Below are 25,583 nucleotides of genomic sequence, written 5' to 3'. Positions count from 1 at the left end.
CCGAGCATCCATGACGTCATCGGTCGACGTGGGGCGTGATCGACTGGAAGTGGGGCCGGACGAGCATGAAGGAAGATCACTACTCTGCATGAGTGCTTTCCTACGACGAGTTGACTTCCCCTGAGCGTGAGCTGTGGGACGCGTTCCCCGAGGGGCGGCGGGTGGACCTGCGTACGGGTACGCAGGAGGAGGACCGGGTCGCCGACGGCGGACGGTGGGGAGCCGAGCGGACGGTGCGGGCGGCGGTGGTCGCCGCGTTGTTGCTGGGCGCGAACACTGGGCAACCGGGTGCGGTGGCGCGTCTGAGGCTCACCGGGGCACGGATCTCCGGACGCCTGGATCTGGCCGGTGCGCAGCTCGCCCATGCCCTCTGGCTGGAGGCATGCTGGTTCGAGGAGGCGGTGAATCTCCTCGGCGCGTCGACGCAGACCCTGGTGTTCACGGACAGCCGGATACCCGGCATCGAGGCCGATTCGGCCCGCATCGAGGGCAACTTCTCCCTGCGGCGCACCGTGGTGGAGGGCGGCGCCCCCACACCCTTCAACCGCGTGAGCACCGCCCTGTCGCTCACCGACGCCCGGGTGAACGGCGGACTGCTCCTCAACGGGGCCGCGTTGATCGCACCCGACGGGTGGGCCCTGTCGGCCGGTGGTCTGGCCATGGAAGGGGGCGTCTTCTGCCGAAACGGGTTCGTCGCACGCGGGGAAGTCCGTCTGATGGGGGCGCAGTTGCCGGGCACGCTGGCCATGCAGGGCGCCCGACTGGAAGGACCCGGCCCACGCGGTGTGGCCCTCACCCTCGACAACGCCATGGCCTCGTCGCTCAAGTTCTCCGCGGGATTCACCGCGAACGGCACGGTACGGCTGCGCGGCACCCAGGTCACGGACAACGTGACCTTCGGCGGAGCGGTCCTGAACGGCCCGCCCACCGACGACGCGAACGCCCCGGCCTTGATCGCCATGCACCTGCAAGCCGTCGACCTCGATCTCACCCTCGCCCGGCCCCCGTCCGGCACCCTGGACCTGCGGGGCGCCCAGGTGTCGTACCTCCACGAGAACGAGTACAGCTGGCCGGAGCGGGTGGAGCTGGACGGCTTCATTTACGGCTCCATCAAGACGGCGGACGCGAACGACGAGCGCTACGAGGCCGTGGGCGACCGGGGGTCTGTGGCCCGACGCGTGGCATGGATACGCAGCAGTCCGGGCTACAACCCACAACCGTACGAGCAGTTGGCGGCCTGGTACCGCAAGGCCGGGCACGACGATGACGCCCGCCGCGTCCTGCTTGCCAAGCAACGCCAGCGGCGCCGCGCCCTGTCCCCGGCAGCCCGCGCATGGGGCCATCTCCTCGACGTGACCGTCGGCTACGGCTATCGGCCGTGGCTGGCCGGCGTCTGGCTCCTGATACTGACCTTGCTGGGCGCCCTGGTCTTCGGTGCGCACTCGCCCACCCGCGTCAAACCGGGCGAAGGCGCCCCGTTCCAGCCCCTCGTCTACACACTCGACCTTTTGATCCCCATCGGTGGTCTGGGTCAGCGCACGGCCTGGTACTGGTCGAACGACAGCCTCCAGTGGCTGGCCTACCTGCTGATCGCCTTCGGCTGGGTGCTGACGACCGCCGTCATCGCGGGTGTCACCCGCACCCTGCAGAAGAACTAGCGGGCAAGAGCTGAGCTCAGGCGTCGCCGGCACGTCAGTGCGCGGCCCGGGGCGAGGAAGGCTTCGTGGATGTCGCCGCGTATCGCCCAGCGGATCCGAAGGCGGCGGAACCAGTGCAGGTGAGCGAACACACGCACGCACCACGTCCGGGCGGTGCCGCGGCCGGCCGCGCCTGCCCCGCACCGGCGGCACGGCCTGGAGGAGTGGGATCAGCTGGGTGACGTCGTTACCTCTCGGCCCCGACCAACTGCGCCGCCTCACCATGCCCTCCGCTGAACGCAGCCTGTGGATCGAACCGTGCCCGGCCGCTCCGGCCCACACGCCGGCCAAACCGGCAAAGGCGGCCGCCGAGTGCACCGCGCTCCGTCCCTGCCCCGTCAACCTCCCGTACGCAGAACCAAATTAGGCCTGAACGCGGTGGTCGGGCGTAGTAGGCAGAGCTGCTCCGATGCGGCACGATCGTTCGTGCTGAGGGGGCGGGGTGCATGGCAACAGAGTCTGCAAGATCCGCTGACGGGCGGATGGACGGAGCCGCGTCACTGCTGAAGGTGCCGGCCGTGCCGGTGTTCGGAGCGGACGGCACTCATCGGGCCGGGCCCGGCCCGGACGGGATGACAGAGCCCACACGGTTACTGTGCGCAGCCGCACATCTGCGGCCGGACAGGGCCGAGGAGTTCGCCGAGAAGCTGAGGAAGTGGCGCAAGAAGCAGATCAAGAAGTTCGGTGACAGGCTCACCCCGGAGAACGTCCGCCTGAGGCGTCTGGAGCAGGCGGCGAAACGGGCGGCCGAGGGTGAGAAGGCCGAGCTGGAGAAGGAATTGGACGACGAGACGCCCGCTGATCCAAAGCAGCCGCGCGTACTTGTCGGCCACGAGTACGTGCGCTGGATACGCAGCCGGATAGCAGGAGACGGGCGGCCGGTGCCGTCTCAGGGCTTCGACCTCGAGGCCGTACTGATCGCGTGCGCGCAGGCGGAGTGACTGTTATGGCTGCGCCGCGCCATCATTGTTCTAGCCTTGGTGGCCGGTGGGCTGTGGGTGCTGACCCCACTCGCCTACCTTGCGCCGGTCATAGCCCTGTCGGGGCTGTGGGCGGCGTTCTACACGGACCGGGTGCTTGCCCAGCGAAGGCTCCATGAACTGATCCATGTCGGGGGTAGCGCGACATGGGGAGCCGAGGTGCCCCGTCGCTTTCGGAGCGCGGCCGAGCGGATTCGCGACGGGGCGTACGGCGAGGTGGTGCCGTATCAGAACCAGATCCGCGCCGCAGGAGCGAAGTACCACTTCGTAGGTGCGGGCAAAGTCTGGTTCGAGACGCAGATCGGCATCGACGTCATGCCCGCCAAATCGGAGGACGAGAACGGCGACCAAGGCTCCGCAGACGGCAACAGCCGCCTTCGCTCCTTGCCCAGTGTCGAAGAACTGCTGGCCGGATCCAGGCCCGGCGAGGGTGTGGTCCGGTTCACCCCGGACGACCTGCACGCGCACGTGGCCCGGGAACTGCAACGCCCCATCGACCCGCTGCCGGACTTCCACCCCGACAGCGCGCAGGAGGTATTCGGCGTGGCCGCGGTAGCCGCCGAGCGCTGGGTCACACTGACGCCCGAGCTGTGGGAGGGGCTGGTCACCCTGGCCAGGGACGGCGTGCGGGCGGTGGACGCGCAGCGCGCGCCGAAGGTAGCCCGTCGCTTCCTGTGCGTGCGGATGACCTCCTGGGACGGCGAGCTGGTGGCCTCCCTCTTTGTGGGATTCGCCTACGAGAACCACTACCTGCGGGTCGTTGTCCGCCCTCATGTCGTCAACCCGATCCACCCACGACTGCGCAAGGCGGAGACGGAAGCGGCGCCGGTGAGCTGGAGTCGGCGGCGACGTACCGCCTATCTGGCCGCCGTGGACGCCGGTTGGGTGCTGGTCCGGCTGTTCAAACGGCCCAAGAACGATGAGCAGTCTCCCGCCCAGGATCCAGGAAAGGGACCGGTGAGCCTGCGGGAGGTCTACTCGACCCGGTACATGGACGACATGCTCCAGTACGACGACGCCCGCCGCTACATCGACATGATGCAGGGCCGGGTCCTCGCCGCAGTCGAGGGCTTCCTCGTCGACCACAACGTCGACACCGTCGCCTACCGGGAACAGATCACCGTCGTCCTCAACAACGGAATCATCAACACGGGCGAGATGAGCAACGTCCAGAACCAGCCGGGGGCGGTGGGCTCCCAGCAGTCGGCAGGAGGGGCAACGTGATGTTCGGTCGCAAGGCACAACCCGGCGGATCCAACTCGGGAATCCAGAACACCGGGTCCATGCAGAACGTGCAGAACCAGCCGGGTGCCTACCACTCCACGCAGAGTCAGGACAACTCCGGCCTGGGGAAAGACGAGTTACAGAGCATCGCCGAGATGTTCTCCCGGATCCGGGAGGGGATGGAGCGCGAACGGGCCCACGTCGACGACTACGAGGTCTGTGTCGGCTTCCTGAACACGGTGGAAGAACAGCCGCTGGACAGCTCCGACGGGCGAATCGTGGCCCAGACGTTGCTGGAGAAGATCAAAGAGAAGTGCGGCGGTGTACCGGGGCTGGTGTCCCTCGTCGCATCCACACTGTCCGCGGTCTCCGCCCTCGCCTGATACCGGCGCGACCCGCCAGTTCAATGACGTCCACCGTTCCCGTTCTCCGTCTTGTCCGCTTCCGGCGCCGTGGACAGGTTGACGACGTGGGCGACGAGTGCCCCGGCCACGAGCGCCCACACCACGGAGGCGATACCGGCCGCCTGCCGGCCGACGAGGGAGAGAAGCACAGCCGCGGTGGCTCCGGCAGTCATGGGTTGGCGGCGGGCAAGGAAGCACCACTGCCGACGTGTGCTTCCCGGGTGACGCATCTCCACCAGCGCGGTTCGGATCACCACCATGGCGACGACGGTCACGGGGGCCATCAGCGATGCATCCATGCGCGTACCTCCTTCCGGTCCAGGCGGCCGTTCCGTGGCCGGTTCGGCCGACGACAGGTCAGGCGAGTGCGAAGTAGCGCAGCCACACATAGGCGAGGGCGATGACCACGGTGACGAAGGTGACGACAAGCCCGTACTTGGTGAACTGCCAGAAGGAGATGGGCTGTCGGTTGCGTTCGGCGATGCCGAGGACGACGACGTTGGCGCTGGCGCCGATCGCGGTGGCGTTGCCGCCCAGGTCGGCGCCGAGCGCCAGGGCCCACCACATGACGTGATTGCTGCCGCCGCCCATGTTCTGCACCAGGTCGCTGGTGATGGGGGCCATCGTGGCGACGTACGGGATGTTGTCGACGATGCCGGAGAGGACGGCGGAGGCACCCAGCAGGGTCATGGAACCGGCGAGTTCGCTGTCGCCGATGGCGTCGGCAAGGGACTTGGAGACCTCACCGATCACCCCGGTCTCGATCAGACCGCCGATCATGATGAAGAGCCCGGCGAAGAACGCCAGCGTGGGCCACTCCACCTCCTTCAGCACGTCACCTGTCTCCGCCGACGAGATGGCGATGAGCAGCCCGGCGCCGAGCAGGGCGACGACGCTCGGCTCGTAGTGCAGCATCGGATGCAGGACGAAGCCCGCCACGACCAGCGCGAGCACGATCAGGCCCTGAACGAGGAGCCGGGGATCGCGAATGGCCTCGCGTTCCTCCAGTTCCATGATCTCGGCGGCGCGGTCCTCGTCGTAGACGAAGGCCTTGCGGAACATCACGCGGCACAGCAGGACGAAGACGACGACCAGGATCGCCGAGATCGGGGCGAGGTGGACCAGGAAGTCGTTGAACGTGAGGCCGGCGCGGCTGGCGATGATGATGTTGGGCGGGTCGCCGACCAGGGTCGCGGTGCCGCCGATGTTCGAGGCCATGACCTCGGCGATGAGGAAGGGGGCGGCGGGCAGGGCCAGACGTTCGCACACCAGCAGCGTCACGGGTGCGATGAGCAGGACTGTGGTCACGTTGTCCAACAGCGCCGAGGCGACCGCCGTGATGACGACCAGCATGGCCATGACCCGGAAGGGTTTGGCCCGGGCCCGCTTCACGGACCAGATCGCCAGGTACTCGAACATGCCTGTCTTCTTCAGCACGCCGACGATCATCATCATGCCCAGCAGCAGGAAGATGACGTTCCAGTCGACGCCGGAGTGCTCGGAGTAAAAGGCCGATTTGTCGTCGGTCGCTCTGATCGCCAGCATCAGGCCCGCGCCGCCGAGCGCAACAGCGACGCGGTGGATCTTCTCGCTGATGATCAAGGCGTACGCGCCGACGAAGACGACGACGGCTGCCCAGCTGTGCCAGTCGTTCACGATCCTCCGATGAAGTGCTCCAAAGGCGCGGTCGCGGTGACGGCGCCGATCATGTGAGCGGACGGCACGACTGCGTACGGGTAGTCGTCCCGGTCGCGGACCAGCAATGCGGGCAACTGTTCCCGTACGAGCAGGCGGGCCGCGTCGAGCGCGTCATCGTCCGCGGACACGGTGGGGTAAGGGCCGGCCAGATCACGTGCGTGCATCGGCGTGGGTCTCCTTCGGCGGTGCGTCGGTGTTCTCACGGTCCTCACGCCCGGCCGGGATTCCGGTCAACTCGTCCACGTCGAAGGCGCGGGCGATCGGCACGTCCGTCGAGCTGTGCGCGATGATCGAGAAGGCGATGCACACCGCTATCAGCGTGAACGCCTCTTCCGCCCGAGGGATACCGGACTGCAGGACCAGCAGGCCGTAGACCACCGATGCAAAGCCCTTCGGACCGAACCAGGCCGCCACCAGCTTCTCCTTGCGGGAGAGGCTCGTACCGATCAGTGAGAGCAGCAGCGAAGCCGGCCGGATCAGCACGATCGCCAGGACCACCGCCACATAGCCGCCGAACGACAGGTCGCCGAACAGCTGCGGAGTCAGCAGCGCACCGAACACCAGCAGCGCCGCGAACTTCGCCGGCTCCGCCAGTGCCTCGCCCAGCGGCTCGAAGGACTCCTTCGCCTCCGGGGACACGTGCACCAGCGCCGCGCCTGCCGAGAACGCCGCCAGGTACGGGGTGGCGTGGGTGAGGTGGCAGACCGCGTACAGGATGATCCCGGTCGCCAGCGGCAGGAGCGGCTGCAGCTTCGGCTCCGCGCCGAGCAGACGGAAGCGTACGAGGGTGCTGACCATCAGCGGGTTGGCCCGCAGCTTGGGCAGCGACACGTGCATGCCGTCGGTGAACAGCACCGTCCGTGCCGCCAGGCCGGACAACAGCACCGCCACCAGCAGCGCTGCACCGAAAACCGCCACGAGCACCATGACGGACACCCCGATCGGAAGAGAGATTGATCCTCTACTCGCCGACCAGGCTTCCCGGCACACCGGGGGGAACCCTACCCGTCCTTGACGCGTTTTTGACAGATCACCAATAGGCACAATGGGCTGTATGACATCGCCGGATCCCGGCAATGTCGGCGGCAGGGCTGGATGCGAGGACCGCAGATACGATCGGTTCAACCGTCGGCCGGCCCGGCAGCGGACGTGGCGACCTGCGCGGGGCCCGCGCCACGGCAGGCGACGAGGAGTCCGGCACGCTCGACCTGCTCCTCGCGCACCCCGTGCCCCGAACCCGCGTGATCCTTCAGCGGGTTGGAGCCCCGACGGCCGGAGCCTGCGGCGTCGCCGCCACGGTATGGATCGCGATGCCGGGATGCCGGCCATCCGGAGGGTGCCGACCTGACCTCCATCAGTTCCGGCCGAGTTCCTGGCGCAGTGCGTCAACCTGGCCTTGCCGGCCGTGGCGTTCGGTGCACTCGCCATGGGCCTGGGCGCCGCCACCGGCCGTCGGGCCGTCGTCTTCGCCGCCCCACTGCGGGCATCGGCGTCCTCACCTTCGCCGACCAACTCGGCGCCGACTGGGCCGCGTACCTCCCGCCCTTCACTACTACATCGGCGGCGAGCCGCTGAAGCACGGCATCCAGTGGGCCGACGCGGGCGTTCTCGCCGCAGCGTCCACAGTGCTGGTGCTGCGAGGGTGTACCGCTTCAAGACCTGGATCCAGGAGTCCAAGGTGCGATGAGTTTCGTCATGGTTCCTCGTCTGTATCCACAACACACCATCAGCCGTACTCGAGGAGAGCACCATGACCGCCATTTACACCTGGGACGTCTTTTCCACCCTGGACGGCTACGGCTCTTACGGCCCCGACGGCGACTGGGGCGGCTACTGGGGAAAACAGGGCCCTGAGTTCCTCGACAAGCGCCTTGCCGTGATCAGCGAAGAGCAGCGGATGGTTCTCGGAGCCAACACTTTTCGGCAGTTCGTGGAGCTGCTGGGCCCGATCCCGGAGGCCGACCTCGACCCGGTGAACTCCCGGATGCGGAGCATGCCGACAACGGTGGTGTCGACGACGCTCGCAGGATCGTTCGCATGGCCGGACGTGACCGTCGTGGCCGGCGATGCCGTCGAAGTCGTCGCCCGGCTCAAGGAGGAGTCCGAGATGCCGTTGCGCTCGCACGGCAGCCTGTCGTTGAACCGGGCGCTGATGGCCGCGGGGCTCGTGGACCGCGTCCAGGTGACGATCTTCCCCGTGATCAGCGGTCGGACCGGGACCGACCCGATCTTCGAGGGCGCGGCCGACTTCGACCTCGAGCTGATCGAGAGCCGGACGTTCGACGGCCGCACCCAAGAGCTCATCTACCGGCCCACCCCGCACAGCTGAACACGGCCATGCACTGCACCAGGTCCAGCAGCCGAATCTGCCCCGGAAGCTCTCCCGCGGACCGACATGCCGCACCTATCAGGTGCCGCCGCGAAGGCCGGGGTGATCGCCATGACACGCCGGACGGCAGCCGAAGGCGCACCCCACGGCATCCGCGCCAACAGCATCAGCCCGGGCGCCACCGCCCCTCCCGCCACAACGGAGTTCTTCACCGACCAGGAAATGCCGGCGGCCTGACCGCAATCTGAAGCCGGCCCAAGCCCGAACCAACTTCGGCTCCCAGGGCACGGTGGCGGTTGACGCGCTCTCCCTGCCGGAGTGTGAGGGCTTTGGTCCGCGGTTGTCCGCGAGACGCGGCCGGGGCGGCCACGCGGTCGACTACAGGACGGCCGCTCGCGTGAGGCGTTCGCGCAGGGTGCCGGCGAACTGCTCCGCCCGCTCCAGCTGGGTGCGGAGATCCGCTACCCGCCGGTGCGCGGCCTCCTCGTATCCGCGCAGTCGCCCAAGGAGCTCCTCCCGCTGCCCGGCGGACACGTCGCCGGCGTCGAGGCGGTCGGTGACCTCCAGCAGATCCCGCATCTCATCCAGGGTGAAGCCCAGCGGCTTCATGCGGCGGATGACCATCAGGCGAGCGACATCGGCCTCGGTGTAGAGGCGGAAGCCACCCGGGGAGCGGGGGGCGGAGGGGATGACCAGGCCGGTCTCCTCGTAGTGCCGGATGGTCCTTGGGCGGTTTGGAGTCCCGCCGTGCAGTGCGGCAAGGTCTGCGGGCAGGCCCGCTCAACGATCGGCCCGATCTCCGCAGCTGATCGGTGAGTTGTTTCCCGAGGGCGATGTCCTCGCCCGTTCGCGGGGCGGGCGTAGAAGTCGCTGCTGGTGGTCGGGCGTTGCAGGGTGATCGTCTCGTCCGCCGGGCTGATCACCGGCTGTCCCCTCTCGCCGCCGTGCCAGGGGCAGTTGGCGCTACCACGCCGACGCACCACGGCAGAAGAGCTCGACTGGGGGTGTAGTTCCACGGCGTGCCCTCGAATTCGATGAGTGGGACTGGCAGGCCAACCAGCGGAGCACCGGCCGGCGCCCGTGCACCGTCGGCGAGTACTTCGCCGTCGAGAAACCCCTGCCGCGTCCGCTGCCGGAGGACCACTTCGAGACCGGGCGGCTTTTGACCTCGCGGGTGGACCGCGACGCGCAGATCACCGTGTTCTCCGAACTTGCGCTTGTGGGGCCGATGTTGAGGGTATGGCTTGAGCAGTCTCTGGATGTCGGCTCTGGCCGGAGATTCCACGCGCTGATGCGCTTGGGATGCCCAGTTTGCGTCGCCATCCAGCACAGCTCCCTCTCGGGGGAAGAGCCTGGAGGTTGACGTATGCCCGTGTGGCTGTTGCGCCCGTTTCTCGTTGTGTTGTTCCTGCTCCCTCTCCTGACAGTCGTATTGCTGTCCGCGCCTGCATGGTTGACGTGGCCTTTTCTTCCGTCTCGGCGCCAATGGATCGTGTTGGAGTTCCTTGACCGCCTTGTCCGGTGGACTCGGGCAGCGATGCCTCGTGCAGGTCGCGAAGTCGGTTCCCGCCGAACCACCATTCTCTGAACTCGATCAACGCGGCGGTTCATGAGCCGGTGGTGGCTCCGCGGGTGGTTGACCGGTGCAGGAATGTCCAGATCGACGACGGGTGCGGTTGTCGCAGCGGCGATCGATCTGGGCAAGTTCTGTCTTCTGCCCCGGCGAGGCCGGCCGGCAGCCCCTCGACTGCTCCGAGCCGGCTTTCGCGCTCGGCCTCGGCAGTGAGGGCATTCCTTCGGGGACAGCTGAGCCTCCACGCGAGGGGGGATCATGCGCCACATCATCAGAGCATCCGCGCTCGCAGCAGTCGGCTGCCTGACTCGCACTGCCTGTTCCGGCAGTGGTGACAAGAGCAATCCGCAGCCGAGGCCGCGCGCCGCGCTCAAGTTCGGGCAGACCGCCGACACCGCCGGTGTGGGCGGTTAGGGCACCGTGGCAAGATCTCTTTGCGACCTTACGCAGCTATGCGCAGTGTTCCGATTTCGCCACCCTGTCAGCTGGGCCCACCCCGTGAGGCTACGGGCGTGAGATGCGTGTGTCAGGCGTCCGCCGCGTACCGCCAGAACTCCCTGATCACCGGTGCAGGCGCCGGACCCATCGCTGCCACCTGAGTCAGCAGGATGGTGACCGCGCCTGTGGCCGGGATGACGTGCGCCGCTGTGCCCGTGCCGCCGACCCAGCCGTAGCGGCCGGGGACATTCCACGGGTTGGTCCGGTCGAGGTCGACCGAGCCGCCGAAGCCCCAGCCTTGGCCCTCCAGGAACAACCGGCCGATGTCGCGCTGCGCCGGATTCGTATGGTCGGTGGTCATCATGCGTACGGAGTCGGCCGACAGCACCCGGCGGCCGTCGGGTGCCGCCCCGCCGGCCAGCAGCATCCGGCAGAAGGCCAGCCAGTCGTCGGCGGTCGAGGCCAGCCCGCCGTTGCCGAGCGGCAGCGCGGGCAGGCTGCTCCACTCGCCGTCCGGGCCGTCGGCGAGCTCCAGGCTGCCGTCGTCGCTTGGCCTGTAGAAGCTGGTGAACCGGCCCCGCTTGGCGGCCGGCACCTCGAAACCGGTGTCCACCATGCCCAGCGGCCTGAAGATCCGCTCCGCCAGGAACTCCGGCAGCGGCTGTCCGGTGACCCGCGAAATCAGCACCCCCTGCAGCAGGGAGCAGGTGTCGTACAGCCAGGCAGCGCCCGGCTGGTACAGCAGCGGGATGCGGCCGAGCGCCGCCATCCACTCGTCGGCCGGCGGGAAGTTGCTCGGCACCCGGCCGTCCTTTTGCACCGTGAACAACTCCTGCACCGCCGGCAGCGTGAAGTCGGAGGGGAATCCGTACCCGGCCTGGGAGGCCAGCACGTCGAATACGGTGATGGGCCGGTCGGCCGGCACCACGTCGTCCACCGGGCTCACCGGCGTGCGTACGACCATCGGCTTTGCCAGCTCCGGCAGCCACATCCCGATCGGGTCGTCCAGTGCGATCCTGCCCTCCTCGACGAGGATCAGCAGTGCGGCGGCGGTGACGGACTTGGTGATCGAGGCGACCCGGAAGATGGAGTCCCTCGCCATCGGGGCGCCGTCGCCGGCGCCCTGCGCGCCGACAGCCACCACCTCGACCTGGTCACCCCGGGCCACGAGGCCAACCGCTCCCGGCAACGTACCGGCACCGACATGGGCTTCCAGCAAGTCGTGCAGGGTAGACATGAAGCCGCCTTCCAGAAGATTGCTGTCGAACGACAGACTCCCGCACGGGCCGGGAATCATCGGCGTCGACAGCTCTGGTGGCCGGAGCCTCGTCACGGAACGTCTCAAGAAGACCGGATCATGATCGCGTCACGGGCTCAAAGGGCGTAAGGGCGCTGTGGTTTCGGTCTGGCCGGGTGGCGGTGGTCGGATGGCCGGGTTGCGGGCTCGGTGGCAGGCACGGGCGAGGGCCTGGTGGCAGTGGCGCCAGTCCGACCAGTGCAGGGCGTGGGCGATGCGTTCGTGGTGTGGCGCCTCGGGACGGAGCACAGAGATCAGTCGGCGGATCTCGTAGGCGGTGAACCGGACGGGCGGGATGCTGCCGGCGGGTTGAGAGGTCGTCGAGAACGGCCTCCACCTCCTGTTCCGTACCACCCCGCGGGTTCTTTCGCTTCTTGCGCATGTTCAGGGTTCCCACACCTCTGGCCCGCCTTCATGCCACTCGATCCAGCCCGACTCGGCGACATCCAGTACAACCTGTTCCCCTTCGAAGAAGTCTTCACTGTCGGTGCCGGAACGCATCCGGAATGCCGGACTTCTTTCATCGGAGCAGCATCAAGTGACAGCTGGCCTCATACCAGGTTCGCCGCTCGAGCCCGCTGCTCTCCCTGAGCCGCCGCCCGGCGGCTCGGAAGGCGGCAGCCTCGCGGGGAGCGTGCTCGTGCCTGCCCTGCCCGCCGCCTTGATGCTGCTGCTGGGCCTGTGGCGGATCGACCGGGGAATGTGGTGGGACGAGATCACCACCTATGAGGTCGCCACCCGCGACCTGCCGGACATCTTGCGGCTCCTGCACACCGTCGACGCCGTGCACGGGCTGTACTACCTGGTGATGCACCTCCTGCTGCCGCCCGGCGCCGGGGACGCGCTGCTGTTGCGGCTGCCTTCCGTGATCGGCATGGCCGCAGCCGCCGCGGGCACCGCCGCCATCGGTCGCAGGCTGGCCGGACCGGCCACCGGGCTCACGGCCGGACTGGTGCTGGCCGCCATGCCCCTTGCCTCCCGCTACGCCCAGGAGGGACGCTCCTACGCACTGGTCACCGCGGGCGTGGTCTTCTCGACTTTGGCGCTGCTCCGGGCACTGGAGCGCCCAACGGCCGCACGCTGGACCGCTTATACGGCGCTGGTATTGCCGACAACGTTCCTGCACCCGTTCGTTGTGCTGATGCTGGGTGCGCACGGGGCCAGTCTGCTCGCCGTGCGGGCCCCGCGCCGGATCCTGCGGCGTTGGTTGTGCATCGCCGTGCCGATCGTGGCTTGCGCGACACTCTTCATCGCGTACGTCCGGGCCCAGGCAGCGCAGGTGAACTGGCTGCTCACCCCCACCTGGAACACGGTGACCGATCTGATCTGGCAATTCACGGGGCCGACGACCACCATGACCGTCGTCACCCTGACCGTCACCGCCTGCGGGGTGCTGTCGGCTGACGGTCGGGCCGCAGGATCGGCGCGGATCCGGGGCTTTGCCCTGCCCTGGCTGCTGCTGCCGCCCAGCGCGCTCCTCACTTTCTCCTTGATCCAGCCGGTCTACAACGAGCGGTATGTGCTGTATTCGCTCCCAGCGCTGGCACTGCTGGTCGCCGGCGGCCTGAACGCCGTGGCCTGCGGCGCTACGGCCTTGGTGGCACAGCACCGGCGGACCGCGCCGAGGAACGTGGTGAAGCGATTACCGCAGCGATTACCGCAGGGATTACCGAGGAGGGTGCTGGCAGCCGCGCTCGGCCTGGGCGTGCCCGCCGCCCTCCTCTTTGCCCAACTGCCGACCCATGTCTGGCTGCGCACTGTCGAATCCCGCACCGACGACCAGACAGCGGCCGCCCGGCTGCTTGCGGAACACGGCCGCGATGGTGACGCGGTGGTGTTCCTGCCCGGAACCAAGCGAGGAGTCGCGTACGTATACCGCCGTGCCTTCGCGGGCCTGAACGACGTGTTGCTCCAGCAGTCGCCGGCACGATCCGCGACGCTCACCGGAGCGGAGGTGCCGGCGCACAGGATCCGCCACCTGCTGGACGCCCAGCAGCGGGTCTGGGTCGTCGAACGCGCGACGTCGACCAGACGACCCGACCGAAGAACCACGAGCGCCGTCAAGAGGAAAACACTGAGGGAGGACTTCCACCTGGTGCGCGAGGAAGCCGGATGGGGCCTGACGGTGCGTCTCTACGTCCGTGACTCCTGAACTCCGCCCCGGTGTCGTCCAGCCTCGGGTTTTTCCCGAACGAGCCTGTCCGAAGCGTGATCAAGCAGGTGAGGAGTGGACACGCGGCTGCGGGATCTGCGGGAGGCTTACCGGCCGAAGCTGCCGACCAACGCCTCGGGTTTGTCACGCTTGCTGTACAGCTCCCAGAACTTCTCCGCGAATACGTCCGGGTGGATGACCTCGGGCTCGAATTCCAGCGGGCTGGACGCCGACGCGATCGCCCGGTGCGGCACGCTGCCTTCGATCAGCGCGCCGACGTTGACCGCGCCGACGTACACGCCGTTGTCCGCGAGCACGTTGTTGAGGTTGTGGAAGTAGTTCCGCAGCGCCGCCTGGGCCATGCCCGCGTTGCCGAGGAACGGCGTCGGGTGGATACCGGACTGCCCTGCGGTGAACAGGATCGCGCCGTCACCGCGCTGGGTCATGGCCGGCAGCACGGCCCGGACCAGGGCGACGCCCGACAGCAGGAAGCGGTCGAGGATCAGCTGGAGGTTCTCCGGATCCACGTCCAGTACGGACTCGATGCCCTCGCCCATATTGCCGCCGCCAGGGCTGAACTCCACGGCGTCGATCTGGCCGTATGCCTTGGTGATGGCCGCGACGGTGGCCGCGATCTGCTCGCGGTCGTAGACGTCGGCGGTGAAGCCGGCCGCTTCGATGCCGTCACCCGCGAGCTCGGTGACGAGCTTTTCCAGGTTTTCCCGGGTCCGGGCGACGAGTGCGACGCGGAAGCCTTCGCGCCCGAAGCGGCGTGCGAGGGACAGCCCTAAGACGGGGCCGGCACCGAAGATGGCAAGGGTCTTGGGCATGCGAGCCGTCAGCTCCTTCATGGATCCAGTAAATTGAGGGACTCCTCAACTACGCCGAGCGTACACACAAGTTGAGGATGCCTTCAACTTAGATGGGATGCTGCCATGACCACCCGCGCCAAGCCGCTCCGCAGGGACGCCCAGCGCAATCGCGACCAGCTGATCCAAGCCGCCCGGCAGCTGTTCGCGGTGCACGGGCTCGACCTCGCCCTCGACGAGATCGCCCGCACGGCAAAGGTGAGCATCGGCACGCTGTACAACCACTTCCCCAACCGCGCGGACCTGGTGAACGCCGTGTTCGTCGACCGCGCCGAGACTGTCGTGCGGATCGCCGAGCACGCCCTGTCGATCCCCGACCCATGGGCGGGCCTCGTGCACTTCCTGGAGCGGATCTGCGAGCTGCAGGCCGCCGACCGCGGTTACAACGACCTGGTCTCCCGGCGCATGCCGCAGGCCACCCCGACCGAGGGTCACCTGCGCGGGTACGAGCTGATGGAGCAGATCATCGAGCGGGCCAAGCATGGTCGCGCGCTGCGGTCCGACTTCACCCTGGAGGACATGGCGTTCGTGACCTGGGGGACCGCACGCACGGTCGAGGCGACCGCGGGCGTCCGGCCCGAGGTGTGGCGGCGTCACCTCGCCATGATGCTCGACGGGATGCGCGCCTCGGCGGCCCATCCGCTGCCCGAACCGCCCATGCGGCCCGAGGAGTTGGCCCGCGTCATGGGAGCGGCCTGCGAAGCGTGATCTCCGCAGGTCATTGCGATGTCGGCCGGGCGGCGTGTGGGCCGGGTGGGCGGCCGGTTGGCTCAGCAGTCGCTTGAGCTTGGGCCTGTTGCCCCCGTCGAGCCTGTCCGGGCACGCGGTGGATAGTTCATGTATCAAAGAAAGCGATTTCATGCTGCAATGGATGATGAATCGCTGACGCGGATATGTGGCGCCCGACTTGGAGTCGATAGATTTTTGGGGATTTCTGGAAAAGGTGTGCTGCGAGGGGGCGGAGGGTAGCCGTGGAACGTGCGTGAGTGGCTGAAAACGCACCTGGAGTATTAGCGTGGACCGTCTGGGAATGAATCATGAGTCCACGCCCTTGACGGTCTCATGTCTGGGTTTAGCATGGCTGCAAAGCAACGGGTGAGCGTTCTCCGACTGAGGACGCAGTGGGGGTTACGGGGCTACGGGGCTACGGGGAGAATCACATTCCTTTTGCTTGTGCAGCGCCTCAACCCTGTGGTGCTCCGGTTGGAGCTTTCATTTCGCAACAGAGGGGGCGCTATGACGTCTTCAGACCTAGAGGTCGAGGAGAAACAGAGGGTAGCGGACTCGCTTCAGTTCATCGACGGTTTGGAACTCGCTGCTCCGGAAATGCGTTACCTGCCGCCTGGGGTGGCGCTGCAGGAAGAGCAGTCAGCGGCGGTAGTCGCCGGCAGCATCGTCGCTTTCACGGACGGCCTGAATGGTCAGCAGAAGTCCGATGTCCTCAATTCCACGCTGCTGGCCCAGTTGGCGGCGAACAAGAAGTTCGACCGCGACGAGGACACCATAAGGTGGTACAAGTTCTACAGCTCGGTGCTGGAGCAGGTCGGCTGGGTTGTACCCTCCTTCTCCTTCGCCAAGCTCACGGTGGCCGGCTCTCGGTTCACCGTGGACCGCGCGGTGATCGCCTTGCTCCAGGCCATTGCTGCGCCGGGTGAGATCTCGGTGGCCAAGGCCGCGATCGAGGCCTTGAGGTCCCTTCCGGAGAGGGACCGACGTGTGGTGCTCTTCGAGAGCAACGCTCACAGCGACAAGCTGGGTAATTTCCAGATAGCGTCCTGCGGCGTCTCGCAGGGCGACACCGTGGTGATGAAGATGGGCGCCTTCTTCTTCAACACCACCGAGCGCGTCACTCGGGTGCTGTTCTTCAGCTTCCCGCGCTCCAGCACCAACATGCAGCAGTCGCGCACGACGCTGACGTTGAACGAGGACGTGTACGCACAGGTCCGCGACGCGATCATCACCAAGCTCGGCGATCGCGCCAACACGTTCATCGACGACCTGGAGATCTAGCCGACGACCGCGCCAGGAGACCGAGATGCACGAGTCTGAGCACGAGCTCGAGGGCGGCGTTACAGCGTGGGATCTGGGACCCGAACCGCAGGCCCCTTTGTTCCCGGTCGCGGAAGGTGACAGTGCCGTAGTCGACGGAGGGTGCTTGACCGTCTTCTTCGCGGCGGTTTCCGAGGAACACCGCAGGGACGTCCTGCATTCTGTTCTCCTGGCGCAGTTGGTGGCCGGCAGGAAGCATGGCCGGCACACGGACGCAGAGGCCTGGTATTCGGTGTACGGGGAAACCCTGGAAAGGGTTGGATGGGTTGTCAAGGAGCATGCTGGGCTCGGAAAATATCGTCCGCGTTCAGTTCCCTACCGAATGAGTACGGTGGTCCAGGACATCCTTTCCCCTGTCAGTGATGAGCGGAGTCGAGAGCTGACTGCCGCAGCGCTGAAGGCTCTTGCGCTCCTGCCGGACGCTGATCGGGCGTCAGTGCTTTTCGAGAAGGAAAGTCATGCCGACCGCGCCGGAAACTTCCAACTGATCATAGCGGACGAAAACGACGGCAGCCTGGCCGTGCGGTTAGGGCGATTCCACTTCCGTGCCGTTCAGGACATCGAACGACTCACGCAAACGGATTTCCAGAGCCGTACTCGGTTCTGGTGCGGAACTCAGATCTTGCATCTCAATGAGCAGATATACGCGCCACTGCGAGGTGAAATCGCTGCGAAGCTGGGATTCCGAGTGGACGCATTGATCGTGCCGGTGTCTGGTCTCGCGGCGATGCGTGACCAGAACTGATCGCTCCTTCACAACGTGGGCCTGGAATGCCGCCTTCGGCACCTCGACCGAAGTCAAGGTCGTGCCCGTCATAAGGTCGTGCCCGTCATGTTGTACGGGCGCGGAAGCGGTGCCGTTATCGGGGCTATGGCAGGCCGCTATCACTGGGCCGATGCCGCCCCCCGGCCGGGCCGGAAGCGCAGACCGGGGGGCGGGTGGCATCGGCCCGTCGGTCCCCACCTCGGTCGCCGGTGCCGGACCTGTGATGCGGCTGTGACCCGGAAGTGTGGCCTCCACCATGGTCGGGTGCCCCAGGGCCCTGATGAGCTGGCCCGATGCGCAGAGCCGCCCCCCTCTTACCGGTCCTCTTACTGGTCCTCGCCTCAGGTCTCGCCCTCGCGGCGTGTGGGCAACAGGCCGACCCGCCCGCCTCCGATGCGCGCCCCACCTCGTCGGACGATCCGAGGTTCTGGCCGCTGGCCGCGTACGACATGTCCGACGACGACGGCCGTACGGTCGGCAGGGCCCGGTGGACGCTCGCCAAGGAGTGCATGGACCGCCTCGGGTTCGACAGCCTGAAGAACCTCGCCGTCGACCCCGTACCCGCCTGGCCAGAGCGCCCCTCCGGCACGGGCGTGCTGCTGGCCACCGTGTACGCCTCGGACGACTTCCGCTACGGCATCCAGGACCCCGAGCAGGCCGCGCGGTACGGCTATCAGGCGGCGCAGGCCGAGTACGAGCGCCGCTACCCGGAAAAGAAGTGGACCCTGTCCGAACACCTCGCGCTCACCGGCCACTTCGTCGGGGACGACCCGAAGACCGTCCACGGCCACCGGATCCCGAAGCGCGGCTGTCTCGGCGAGGCAGACCGCACGATCTACGGGACGAACCCCCAGGACCGCAAGGACCCGGTCCTGGACCTGGAGAGCAAGAGCCTCCGGCAGGGCTGGCGGGACCCCGCCTGGAAGAAAGCGGACAAGGCATGGTCGGCCTGCATGCGGAAAGCCGGCTACCCCTACGCCACCCCCAGGGCTGCCGAGAACGACCCCGACCGCGACCGCCAGGAGCTGGAGGAACGACTGGCCGACCCGCAGTACGACCCGACCCAGCCATCCGCCCTGGACAAGAAGACCGCGGTCGCCGACGCCCGCTGCAAACGGCAGACCGGCTATGTCCGCATCGTGCACGCCGTCGACGTACGCATCCAGAACCAGCTCGTCGCCAAGAACCGGAAGAAGCTCGAGGAACAGCGCCGCTGGAACCATGACGCGGTCCGCGAGGCCCACGACATCCTTGAGGACCGGTCGTAAAGACCACCCGGCCGCCACCGCACTTGCCGGCGTCCCGGTCCCGACCGCCCGCCCCGCAAGCCGGTCAGTTGACCACTGCCGACGGCTGCCGCATCTGATGACGGCGGTGAAGAAATCCGGTCGACAGACGAGTGTCCGACGCACTGTGATGGCCCCGACTCCCCGCCGCACGGAGTGAGCGGGCCGACTTCAGGAGCTGCTCTTGGCAACCGAGGGGATTCCGGACGCCCGCCCCGCGATCGATGCCACGTTGGTCAGGCGCCTGGTCGATACGCAGTTCCCGCAGTGGGCCGGGCTCCCTCTGCGACTGCTCGACCCGGCCGGCTCGGACCATGTGATCCACCGGCTGGGCGAGGAGCTGTCCGTCCGGCTGCCCCGCCATGCCGACGCCATCGGGCAGGCCAGGAAGGAGTCCGAGTGGCTGCCCCGGCTCGCCCCGCACCTGCCCCTGGCCGTCCCGGTCCCGGTAGCGGTCGGGGAACCCGACTTCGGCTACCCGTGGCCATGGGCGGTCTCCCGCTGGCTGGACGGCGAGGTGGCGACCGTCGAGGCACTGGCCGACTCGTACGAGGCTGCCGTCGAACTTGCCGGATTCCTGACGGCCCTTCAACGGTTCACACCCGAGGAGATCCCGGCCGAGGGCGCCCGCGAGGATCTCACCGTCCGGTCTCTGGTCGCACGGGACCGGGCGACGCGGGCCGCCATCGCGGAGGTCGACGGCGCGTTCGACACCGTGGCCATGACTGACCTGTGGGACGCGGCGATCAGCGCCCCCGCATGGGATCGACCTCCGGTCTGGTTCCACGGCGACTTCCACACCGGCAACCTGCTGACCGCGGGCGGCCGCCTCAGCGCGGTCATCGACTTCGGCGAGCTCGGCATCGGCGACCCGGCCTGCGACCTGACCATCGCCTTCACCCTGATGTCGGCCGGGCCCCGGGCCGCCTTCCGCGCCGCGCTCGGCGTGGACGACGCCACTTGGGCCCGAGGCCGAGGCTGGGCCCTGGCCACCGGCCTGAACGCCTACACCTCCTACGCTGCTGTCGAACCCCGGGTCGCCGCGCAGACCACCCGTCAGATCACCGAGGCTCTCATCGGCTGATCCGGCTCATAGCGTTCCACCAGCAGGCAGCCCAACCAGGGCACCGGTGACGAGATTGAGAGAAGAGAACGGCATGAAGTACACCAGGCTGGGTTCCACCGGGCTGAAGGTCTCGCGGGTCTGTCTCGGCATGATGAGCTACGGCGATTCCGCCCAGCGCGCGTGGTTCCTGGACGAGGATGCGGCCGAGCCCATCGTGCCTCGGCCTGCCGAGGCCGGGTGACGTTCTTCGCTCATGCGGCGGATGGCCGCCGAGGGGCACACCGGGCGATACGGCGCCACAGGTGCGTGACACCGTGGAACGGGAGCTGACGGGGGACGTCCATCTGGCCTACCTCGACTCGGACGGGCGCGTGTTACGAGTCCTCCGGCCGGCCACCGCCAGTGCACCTGAACTGCCGAAGCTCGACGCGTCGGCGGTCGACGTACGCAGCGGACATCCCTTCGAGGCCCCGGCCGAGAGCGGCGGCGATGCCTGGCGAGTGATCGCGCCGCACCATGGCCAGGTGGAGATCCGCACCGCCCCTGGCACGGGCGCCACCTTCCGCATCCTGCTGCCCCTGCACCCTTAGCGCATGCGCGGCTGCGCCGGGCAAGAGCACGCCGGTTGGCGTGCAGTTTCCAAACGTTCAGAGATGTGCGGGGACTGTCGCGGGTAGTTCCACACTGATGCGGATCCCGCCGGCAGAGCGCGGGGTGAGGGTGAGGGTTCCGTCGTGTGCGTGGGTGATGGTTTTGACGATTGCCAGGCCGAGGCCTACGCCCGCGTGGTCGGCGCGTATGCGTTCGGTGCCGCGCTGGAACGGTTCGGTGAGTGCCGAGGCCAGCTGAGGGCTGAGCTGCTCGCCGGTGTTCTCGACAGTGAGCACCACCGTCTCGGGGCGGACGCTGGTATCGACCCACACGGTGCCCTGTTCGGGCAGGTTGTGGACGATCGCGTTGTGCACGAGATTCGTGGCGAGCTGCAGCAGGAGCGCTTGCGATCCGTTCGTGGGGGAGACGTCACCGCTGGTCTCGATGGTGACGCCTTGCTTTTCCGCGAGGGGGAGGAGTGTTTCGATGGCTTCTTCCGCCATGAGGGACAGGTCGACCGATTCTCGGGTGAAGGACCGCTGGTTGGCGCGGCTGAGCAGGAGCAGCGCCTCGGTGAGGTCGATCGCTCGGGTGTTGACGGCGTGGAGGCGGTCGATGATTTCGCCGGTGTCGTGGTTCGGGTCGGTGCGGGCCACGTCGAGAAGCGTCTTCGAGATGGCCAGCGGGGTGCGCAGCTCGTGCGAGGCGTTGGCTGCGAATCTCCGCTGTTCGGCGACGTGTGCTTCGAGCCGCGCGAGCATCGTGTCGAAGGCGTCGGCGAGTTCGCGGAACTCGTCCCTGCGGCCCGGCAGCCGGATCCGGTGGGACAGCGATCCGTTGGTGGCCATGCGTGTGGCGTCGGTGATGCGGGTCAACGGGGCGAGCATCCGGCCGGCGAGGATCCACCCTCCGAGGAGACCGAAAACCAGCAGGAACACCAGTACCGCGGCTGCTCTCGGAGCGAAAACATCCAGGAGGACGGACCGGATGGGGAAAACACCGATCTCGGGCTCGTCATCGGCGTCGATGAGCTTCGCGCGATCGGGGACATAACGCAGGAGGAACACCCACACCGCCGCGAGCAGCAAGGCGCCTGAGACCATGAGGAATCCGGCGTAGCTGAGAGTGAGTTTGAGGCGAACACTCAACCCGGGTGCCCTATCCACGGCTTCCTCCCTCGACTCCGGTGTCGCCGGCGTCTCCGGCCCCCGGTTGCGTGTCGACGCGGTAGCCGACGCCCGGCACCGTGGCGATCAGCCAGGGCTCGCCGAGCCGTTTGCGCAGTGCCGAGACGGTGATGCGCACGGCGTTGGTGAACGGGTCGGCGTTCTCGTCCCACGCCCGCTCCAGGAGTTCTTCGGCGCTGACGACACCGCCTTCGGCGGCGACGAGAACTTCGAGCACCGCGAACTGCTTCCTGGTCAGCGCGACATAGCGGCCGTCCCGGTACACCTCTCTGCGGAACGGATCAAGGCGCAGACCCGCGATCTCCCGCACGGGTGGTCTGTGGTGGGCGCGCCTGCGGTCGAGCGCTCTGAGCCTGAGCGCGAGTTCTTGGAGTTCGAACGGTTTGGTGAGGTAGTCGTCGGCGCCGAGTTCGAACCCGGAGGCCTTGTCGTCGAGACGGTCGGCCGCGGTGAGCATGAGGATCGGCATGCCGCTGCCGGAGGCGACGATGCGTTTGGCGATCTCGTCACCTGACGGTCCGGGGATGTCGCGGTCGAGAACGGCGATGTCGTAGGCGTTGATGCTCAGCAGTTCCAGAGCGGTGTCGCCGTCACCTGCGATGTCGGCCGCGATCGCCTCCAGGCGCAGGCCATCGCGGATGGCTTCTGCCAGATAGGGTTCGTCCTCGACGATCAGCACACGCATGGTGATAAGGCTACGAGTTGCCGCATATCGTCGGCGTATCAAAAACCGCATACGGGCCGGCAACACCGCGCTGCCTTGAGTGGCGGTATGACTCCAACCCCACCATCAGCACGGACACCGACCCGCCGCATACGCCGGCTCCTTGTCGTCGGCCTGTTAGCCGCCCTGGCAGTGATCATCACAGCCCTCGGCTACCAGGTGTCGAATTCTTCCTCGTCCTCCTCGTTCCCCTCGTCCTCCTCGGCCGCATCACTCTCGAATGCTCCTCGCGGTGAGCACCGTGGGCCGCTCGGCGAGGCCGACGGTGTCGTCCCCGATGGCGTGACGGTCTTCGACGACGAGATTCCGGCTGTGGCCAAGCTCGATCCAGCTCTGCTCAAGGCCCTCCGCCAGGCGGCAACGGCCGCCGCGGACGACGGAGTCGAGTTCTCCGTCACCAGCGGCTGGCGTTCCCCGGAGTACCAGAATCAGCTACTTCGCCAGGCGATCTTCAAGTACGGGTCCCAAGACGAGGCCGCCCGATGGGTGGCCACCGCGGCGACGTCTCCTCACGTGTCGGGCGACGCGGTCGACATGGGGCAATCCGGTGCGACGGCGTGGCTGTCCGAGCACGGCGCCGAGTACGGGCTGTGCCAGATCTACGAGAACGAACCCTGGCACTACGAACTGCGCACCGAAGCGATCGACTCCGGCTGCCCGCAGATGTACGCCGACCCCACCCAGGACCCGAGGATGCAGCAGTGACCGGCAGTGAACGAGGACAGTCGATGGCGCACGCCGACACGGCGGCGCAGGCCGACACGGGGGAGCAGGCCGACACGGCGGAGCAGACCGGACAGGGCGGCGCCGACCGCCGGGACACCGGCTCCGGTTCCGGTATCTGGCGCGAAGCGCTGTCAGCGGGCATCCGCCGGGCGATCCACCTCGGCTCCCGGCCGGGGCCCTGGAAGCGCGGCCTGGTCCTCGCGGCACTGGCGTTGCTCCTCACCCTGTTCATGCTGCTGCACGCCAAGATCCCGAACGGGATCGGAAACCTCGGCAGCCTGGTGGAGACCCTCCTGCCGTGGTTCGGCCTGTTCATCCCGGTGCTGCTGGCCGGGGCGCTGTGGCGCCGCTCCGCCTCCGCGGTGGTCGCGCTGCTGCTGCCGGTCATGGTGTGGCTGAACCTCTTCGGCGCGCTGCTCATCGACAAGTCCCACCCCGGCACCGACCTCACCGTGGCCAGCCACAACGTCGGCGCCGACAACCCCGACCCGGCCGGCACCGCCCGCGACCTGGCCGCCTCCGGCGCGCACGTGCTGGCCCTGGAGGAGATGACCGAGCAGGCCAGGGGCACGTACGAGAAGGAGCTGGCGAAGACGTACCCGTACCACACGGTGCAGGGCACGGTCGGGCTGTGGAGCAAGCTGCCGCTGTCGGACACCAGGCCGGTCGACATCGAGCAGGACGTCGGGCCGCTGGGGGACACCAAGCCGCCCGAGGTCAAGATGGCCTACAACCGGGCGCTGCGCACCACGGTGGCCACGGACCAGGGTCCGCTGGCGGTGTATGTGGCCCACCTGGGGTCGGCACGGGTGAATCCCAGAACGGGCTTCTCGACGGACGGGCGGGACAGAAACGCGCAGGCGCTCGGCGAGGCCGTCGCCGCCGAGCGGAACGAGCGGGTGGTGGTGCTCGGAGACCTGAACGGCACCATGGACGACCGCGCGTTCGACGGCCTCACCTCGCAGCTGCGCTCGGCCCAGGACGTGGCCGGGGACGGCTTCGGCTTCAGCTGGCCGGCGAAGTTCCCGGTGGTGCGGATCGACCAGATCCTGGTCCGCGGCGTGGAGTCGGAGAGCTCATGGGTGCTGCCGGCCACCGGCAGCGACCACCGGCCGGTGGCGGCCGGAATCAGCTGGTAACAGCCGGAATCAGCTGGTGACAAGACGGGAGCGACCGCAGCGGTGCGGCGGCGCAGGGGCTTCAACTCCCCTGTGGCCGTCGCACCGCTGCTCATGGCTCCCCCGAGCCGAGGCCCGCCGCCCCCGTGCCGGCGGGCCTCATGTGCTGAGGATGTGCCCGGACCCAGGGAGAGTTGAAGCCCCCGGAGCAGTGTTCAGAGCTTGATTTGAGGGTTCCGTAGGCGGCGTACGCCCGGTGGAGTACGGGCGGGACACAGGGAGCGCCGAACACGGAACCGTCCGTGCTCGGCGCTCTCTCTGCGTGATGTGGTGTGTGGTCCGGGCGGCGCCGCCACCTGGGCGCGACAGGACAGATGTCGGCGGCGGCGCCGCCCGGAGTTATCGGGTGGCGCTATCGGGTCGCGGTATCGGCTGGTCGTATCGGCCGGCGGTATCGGCGTGTCAGACCCGCGCGCCGGACAGGCGCTCGACCGCGCGCAGCAGCGCGGAGTGGTCCAGGCCGCCGTCGCCCTGCGTACGCAGCGAGGCGACGAGCTGTGCGACCACGGCGCCGACCGGCAGTGCGGCGCCGACGTTGCGGGCGGCGTCCGTGACGATGCCCATGTCCTTGTGGTGGAGGTCGATACGGAAGCCCGGCTTGAAGTCGCGGTTCAGGAAGTTGTCCTTCTTGCGCGTCAGCACGGTGGAGCCCGCGAGGCCGCCGTTCAGGACGTCGAGGGCGGCCTTCAGGTCGACGCCCGACTTCTCCAGGAAGACGACGGCCTCGGCGCAAGCCTGGATGTTCACGGCGACGATCAGCTGGTTCGCGGCCTTCACGGTCTGGCCGGAGCCGTGCGGGCCGCAGAGCACGATGGTCCTGCCGAGCGCCTCGAAGATCGGTTTCGCCTCGTCGAAGTCGGCCTGCCCGCCGCCGACCATGATGGACAGCACGGCCTCGACTGCGCCCGCCTCGCCGCCGGATACCGGGGCGTCCAGGACGCGGATGCCCTTCGCCGCCGCGGCCTTGGCCAGGTCGACGGAGGTCTGCGGGGTGATGGAGGACATGTCGATCAGCAGGGCGCCCGGCCTCGCGTTCTCCAGGATGCCGTCAGGGCCGTACGCGATGGCCTCGACCTGCGGTGACGCCGGCACCATCGTGATCACGACATCGGCGTCCCGCACGGCTTCGGCGATGGAACCGGCCGCGGTCCCACCGGCGGCGGCCAGACGGTCGAGCTTGTCCTGCTCCAGGGTGTGGCCGGTGACGTCGTAACCCGCCTTGACCAGGTTCTCGGACATGGGGGAGCCCATGATGCCGAGGCCTATCCACGCGACCTTGGGAAGCGCGACCTTGGGAAGATTGCTGCTCATGAGGGTGCCTCTCTGAAATGCCTTGCTACGTCGGTGAG

General features: G+C 67.9%; 26 protein-coding genes and 1 pseudogene. 17 read left to right on the top strand and 10 right to left on the bottom strand.

What is annotated here, in order from left to right:
- The first annotated feature begins 92 nt into the window (after positions 1–92).
- The 4 genes from G5C60_RS07630 to G5C60_RS07610 all read left to right on the top strand — a co-directional run bounded on the left by G5C60_RS07630 (position 93) and on the right by G5C60_RS07610 (position 4,284).
- Positions 93–1,658 (top strand): oxidoreductase, encoded by a 1,566-nt coding sequence (locus G5C60_RS07630; protein ID WP_165256047.1) that lies wholly within the window; start codon positions 93–95, stop codon positions 1,656–1,658.
- A 485-nt stretch (positions 1,659–2,143) separates the two neighbouring features.
- Positions 2,144–2,638, top strand: coding sequence for a DUF1682 domain-containing protein (locus G5C60_RS07620; RefSeq protein WP_165256045.1), 495 nt, complete (start codon positions 2,144–2,146; stop codon positions 2,636–2,638).
- Between the two features lie 36 nt (positions 2,639–2,674).
- Positions 2,675–3,901 carry a hypothetical protein gene (locus tag G5C60_RS07615; RefSeq protein WP_165256043.1) on the top strand — a complete coding sequence of 409 codons (1,227 nt, stop codon included), beginning with the start codon at positions 2,675–2,677 and terminating at the stop codon, positions 3,899–3,901.
- The gene (locus G5C60_RS07610; RefSeq protein WP_165256041.1) at positions 3,901–4,284 is read left to right on the top strand and encodes a hypothetical protein; all 384 of its coding nucleotides are present in this window, start codon (positions 3,901–3,903) and stop codon (positions 4,282–4,284) included. The genes G5C60_RS07615 and G5C60_RS07610 overlap by 1 nt, the downstream gene beginning before the upstream one ends.
- 20 nt (positions 4,285–4,304) lie before the next feature.
- Here the strand turns inward: G5C60_RS07610 and G5C60_RS07605 are convergent, their stop codons facing one another.
- From G5C60_RS07605 to G5C60_RS07590, 4 genes and pseudogenes are all read right to left on the bottom strand, one after another.
- Positions 4,305–4,604, bottom strand: a complete 300-nt coding sequence (locus tag G5C60_RS07605; RefSeq protein ID WP_165256039.1) for a hypothetical protein — start codon at positions 4,602–4,604, stop codon at positions 4,305–4,307.
- Between the two features lie 58 nt (positions 4,605–4,662).
- Positions 4,663–5,961, bottom strand: a complete 1,299-nt coding sequence (locus tag G5C60_RS07600) for an SLC13 family permease (protein ID WP_165256037.1) — start codon at positions 5,959–5,961, stop codon at positions 4,663–4,665.
- Positions 5,958–6,167: a CBS domain-containing protein gene (locus G5C60_RS07595; protein WP_165256035.1), complete on the bottom strand. Its 210-nt coding sequence runs from the start codon at positions 6,165–6,167 to the stop codon at positions 5,958–5,960. The genes G5C60_RS07600 and G5C60_RS07595 overlap by 4 nt, the downstream gene beginning before the upstream one ends.
- Positions 6,154–6,807 (bottom strand): annotated as a pseudogene (locus tag G5C60_RS07590) (cation:proton antiporter domain-containing protein); the annotation flags it as partial. The pseudogene G5C60_RS07590 and the gene G5C60_RS07595, both read right to left, overlap by 14 nt.
- A gap of 946 nt (positions 6,808–7,753) precedes the next feature.
- Between G5C60_RS07590 and G5C60_RS07585 the strand changes: the two are divergent.
- Both G5C60_RS07585 and G5C60_RS07580 read left to right on the top strand, forming a co-directional pair.
- Positions 7,754–8,332, top strand: coding sequence for a dihydrofolate reductase family protein (locus tag G5C60_RS07585; protein WP_165256031.1), 579 nt, complete (start codon positions 7,754–7,756; stop codon positions 8,330–8,332).
- Positions 8,333–8,398: 66 nt separating this feature from the next.
- Complete coding sequence (locus tag G5C60_RS07580) at positions 8,399–8,569, top strand: SDR family oxidoreductase (RefSeq protein WP_206439208.1); 171 nt, start codon at positions 8,399–8,401, stop codon at positions 8,567–8,569.
- Between the two features lie 141 nt (positions 8,570–8,710).
- Here the strand turns inward: G5C60_RS07580 and G5C60_RS07575 are convergent, their stop codons facing one another.
- On the bottom strand, positions 8,711–9,106 hold the full coding sequence (locus G5C60_RS07575) for a MerR family transcriptional regulator (RefSeq protein ID WP_165256117.1): 396 nt from the start codon (positions 9,104–9,106) through the stop codon (positions 8,711–8,713).
- 1,057 nt (positions 9,107–10,163) lie between these two features.
- Between G5C60_RS07575 and G5C60_RS07570 the strand changes: the two genes are divergently transcribed.
- A complete protein-coding gene (locus G5C60_RS07570) occupies positions 10,164–10,319 on the top strand; it encodes a hypothetical protein (protein ID WP_165256029.1) in 156 nt (51 codons plus the stop codon).
- Positions 10,320–10,431: 112 nt separating this feature from the next.
- Here the strand turns inward: G5C60_RS07570 and G5C60_RS07565 are convergent, their stop codons facing one another.
- Complete coding sequence (locus G5C60_RS07565; RefSeq protein ID WP_165256027.1) at positions 10,432–11,580, bottom strand: serine hydrolase domain-containing protein; 1,149 nt, start codon at positions 11,578–11,580, stop codon at positions 10,432–10,434.
- Between the two features lie 700 nt (positions 11,581–12,280).
- Here G5C60_RS07565 and G5C60_RS07560 point away from each other — a divergent pair.
- Positions 12,281–13,792, top strand: coding sequence for a glycosyltransferase family 39 protein (locus G5C60_RS07560; RefSeq protein WP_165256025.1), 1,512 nt, complete (start codon positions 12,281–12,283; stop codon positions 13,790–13,792).
- Positions 13,793–13,899: 107 nt separating this feature from the next.
- Here G5C60_RS07560 and G5C60_RS07555 read toward each other — a convergent pair whose 3' ends face one another.
- Positions 13,900–14,622, bottom strand: a complete 723-nt coding sequence (locus G5C60_RS07555; RefSeq protein WP_165256023.1) for an SDR family NAD(P)-dependent oxidoreductase — start codon at positions 14,620–14,622, stop codon at positions 13,900–13,902.
- A 105-nt stretch (positions 14,623–14,727) separates the two neighbouring features.
- Between G5C60_RS07555 and G5C60_RS07550 the strand changes: the two genes are divergently transcribed.
- The 7 genes from G5C60_RS07550 (at position 14,728) to G5C60_RS07520 (ending at position 20,418) form a co-directional block, all read left to right on the top strand.
- Positions 14,728–15,369: a TetR/AcrR family transcriptional regulator gene (locus tag G5C60_RS07550; protein WP_165256021.1), complete on the top strand. Its 642-nt coding sequence runs from the start codon at positions 14,728–14,730 to the stop codon at positions 15,367–15,369.
- Between the two features lie 528 nt (positions 15,370–15,897).
- Positions 15,898–16,671: a hypothetical protein gene (locus G5C60_RS07545; RefSeq protein WP_165256018.1), complete on the top strand. Its 774-nt coding sequence runs from the start codon at positions 15,898–15,900 to the stop codon at positions 16,669–16,671.
- 145 nt (positions 16,672–16,816) lie between these two features.
- Positions 16,817–17,455: a hypothetical protein gene (locus G5C60_RS07540; RefSeq protein ID WP_165256015.1), complete on the top strand. Its 639-nt coding sequence runs from the start codon at positions 16,817–16,819 to the stop codon at positions 17,453–17,455.
- A 314-nt stretch (positions 17,456–17,769) separates the two neighbouring features.
- Positions 17,770–18,744: a hypothetical protein gene (locus G5C60_RS07535; protein ID WP_165256013.1), complete on the top strand. Its 975-nt coding sequence runs from the start codon at positions 17,770–17,772 to the stop codon at positions 18,742–18,744.
- A 202-nt stretch (positions 18,745–18,946) separates the two neighbouring features.
- Entirely contained in the window at positions 18,947–19,846 is a 900-nt protein-coding gene (locus G5C60_RS07530; protein ID WP_165256010.1) for an aminoglycoside phosphotransferase family protein, read from the top strand.
- 73 nt (positions 19,847–19,919) lie between these two features.
- Positions 19,920–20,069 carry a hypothetical protein gene (locus tag G5C60_RS07525; protein WP_206439207.1) on the top strand — a complete coding sequence of 50 codons (150 nt, stop codon included), beginning with the start codon at positions 19,920–19,922 and terminating at the stop codon, positions 20,067–20,069.
- A gap of 61 nt (positions 20,070–20,130) precedes the next feature.
- A complete protein-coding gene (locus G5C60_RS07520) occupies positions 20,131–20,418 on the top strand; it encodes an ATP-binding protein (protein ID WP_165256008.1) in 288 nt (95 codons plus the stop codon).
- Between the two features lie 57 nt (positions 20,419–20,475).
- Here the strand turns inward: G5C60_RS07520 and G5C60_RS07515 are convergent, their stop codons facing one another.
- Together G5C60_RS07515 and G5C60_RS07510 are read right to left on the bottom strand one after the other, a co-directional pair.
- Entirely contained in the window at positions 20,476–21,585 is a 1,110-nt protein-coding gene (locus tag G5C60_RS07515; RefSeq protein ID WP_338145726.1) for a sensor histidine kinase, read from the bottom strand.
- Complete coding sequence (locus G5C60_RS07510; RefSeq protein ID WP_165256005.1) at positions 21,578–22,291, bottom strand: response regulator transcription factor; 714 nt, start codon at positions 22,289–22,291, stop codon at positions 21,578–21,580. The genes G5C60_RS07515 and G5C60_RS07510 overlap by 8 nt, the downstream gene beginning before the upstream one ends.
- A gap of 87 nt (positions 22,292–22,378) precedes the next feature.
- Here G5C60_RS07510 and G5C60_RS07505 point away from each other — a divergent pair, with 87 nt between their 5' ends.
- Positions 22,379–23,035, top strand: a complete 657-nt coding sequence (locus tag G5C60_RS07505) for a M15 family metallopeptidase (protein ID WP_206439206.1) — start codon at positions 22,379–22,381, stop codon at positions 23,033–23,035.
- Positions 23,036–23,058: 23 nt separating this feature from the next.
- Positions 23,059–24,195, top strand: coding sequence for an endonuclease/exonuclease/phosphatase family protein (locus G5C60_RS07500; protein WP_165256003.1), 1,137 nt, complete (start codon positions 23,059–23,061; stop codon positions 24,193–24,195).
- A 441-nt stretch (positions 24,196–24,636) separates the two neighbouring features.
- On the opposite strand, the gene G5C60_RS07495 is transcribed toward G5C60_RS07500, so the two are convergent.
- Positions 24,637–25,545, bottom strand: a complete 909-nt coding sequence (locus tag G5C60_RS07495) for a 2-hydroxy-3-oxopropionate reductase (protein ID WP_165256001.1) — start codon at positions 25,543–25,545, stop codon at positions 24,637–24,639.
- Between the last annotated feature and the right edge of the window lie 38 nt (positions 25,546–25,583).

Source organism: Streptomyces scabichelini (assembly GCF_011045015.1).
Classification (GTDB): Bacteria; Actinomycetota; Actinomycetes; order Streptomycetales; family Streptomycetaceae; genus Streptomyces; species Streptomyces scabichelini.
Note: the sequence above shows the minus strand (reverse complement) of the source record. Positions and strands in the feature narration are given on the sequence as shown.

Excerpts from the sequence above, each read along its gene's own strand:
- G5C60_RS07580 (WP_206439208.1), top strand. The coding sequence starts at position 8,399 with ATGCCGCACCTATCAGGTGCCGCCGCGAAGGCCGGGGTGATCGCCATG.
- G5C60_RS07500 (WP_165256003.1), top strand. The coding sequence starts at position 23,059 with ATGGCGCACGCCGACACGGCGGCGCAGGCCGACACGGGGGAGCAGGCC.
- G5C60_RS07620 (WP_165256045.1), top strand. The coding sequence starts at position 2,144 with ATGGCAACAGAGTCTGCAAGATCCGCTGACGGGCGGATGGACGGAGCC.
- G5C60_RS07545 (WP_165256018.1), top strand. The coding sequence starts at position 15,898 with ATGACGTCTTCAGACCTAGAGGTCGAGGAGAAACAGAGGGTAGCGGAC.
- G5C60_RS07585 (WP_165256031.1), top strand. The coding sequence starts at position 7,754 with ATGACCGCCATTTACACCTGGGACGTCTTTTCCACCCTGGACGGCTAC.
- G5C60_RS07525 (WP_206439207.1), top strand. The coding sequence starts at position 19,920 with ATGAAGTACACCAGGCTGGGTTCCACCGGGCTGAAGGTCTCGCGGGTC.
- G5C60_RS07595 (WP_165256035.1), bottom strand. The coding sequence starts at position 6,167 with ATGCACGCACGTGATCTGGCCGGCCCTTACCCCACCGTGTCCGCGGAC.
- G5C60_RS07495 (WP_165256001.1), bottom strand. The coding sequence starts at position 25,545 with ATGAGCAGCAATCTTCCCAAGGTCGCGCTTCCCAAGGTCGCGTGGATA.
- G5C60_RS07565 (WP_165256027.1), bottom strand. The coding sequence starts at position 11,580 with ATGTCTACCCTGCACGACTTGCTGGAAGCCCATGTCGGTGCCGGTACG.
- G5C60_RS07610 (WP_165256041.1), top strand. The coding sequence starts at position 3,901 with ATGTTCGGTCGCAAGGCACAACCCGGCGGATCCAACTCGGGAATCCAG.
- G5C60_RS07505 (WP_206439206.1), top strand. The coding sequence starts at position 22,379 with ATGACTCCAACCCCACCATCAGCACGGACACCGACCCGCCGCATACGC.
- G5C60_RS07535 (WP_165256013.1), top strand. The coding sequence starts at position 17,770 with ATGCGCAGAGCCGCCCCCCTCTTACCGGTCCTCTTACTGGTCCTCGCC.
- G5C60_RS07510 (WP_165256005.1), bottom strand. The coding sequence starts at position 22,291 with ATGCGTGTGCTGATCGTCGAGGACGAACCCTATCTGGCAGAAGCCATC.
- G5C60_RS07550 (WP_165256021.1), top strand. The coding sequence starts at position 14,728 with ATGACCACCCGCGCCAAGCCGCTCCGCAGGGACGCCCAGCGCAATCGC.
- G5C60_RS07555 (WP_165256023.1), bottom strand. The coding sequence starts at position 14,622 with ATGCCCAAGACCCTTGCCATCTTCGGTGCCGGCCCCGTCTTAGGGCTG.
- G5C60_RS07605 (WP_165256039.1), bottom strand. The coding sequence starts at position 4,604 with ATGGATGCATCGCTGATGGCCCCCGTGACCGTCGTCGCCATGGTGGTG.
- G5C60_RS07570 (WP_165256029.1), top strand. The coding sequence starts at position 10,164 with ATGCGCCACATCATCAGAGCATCCGCGCTCGCAGCAGTCGGCTGCCTG.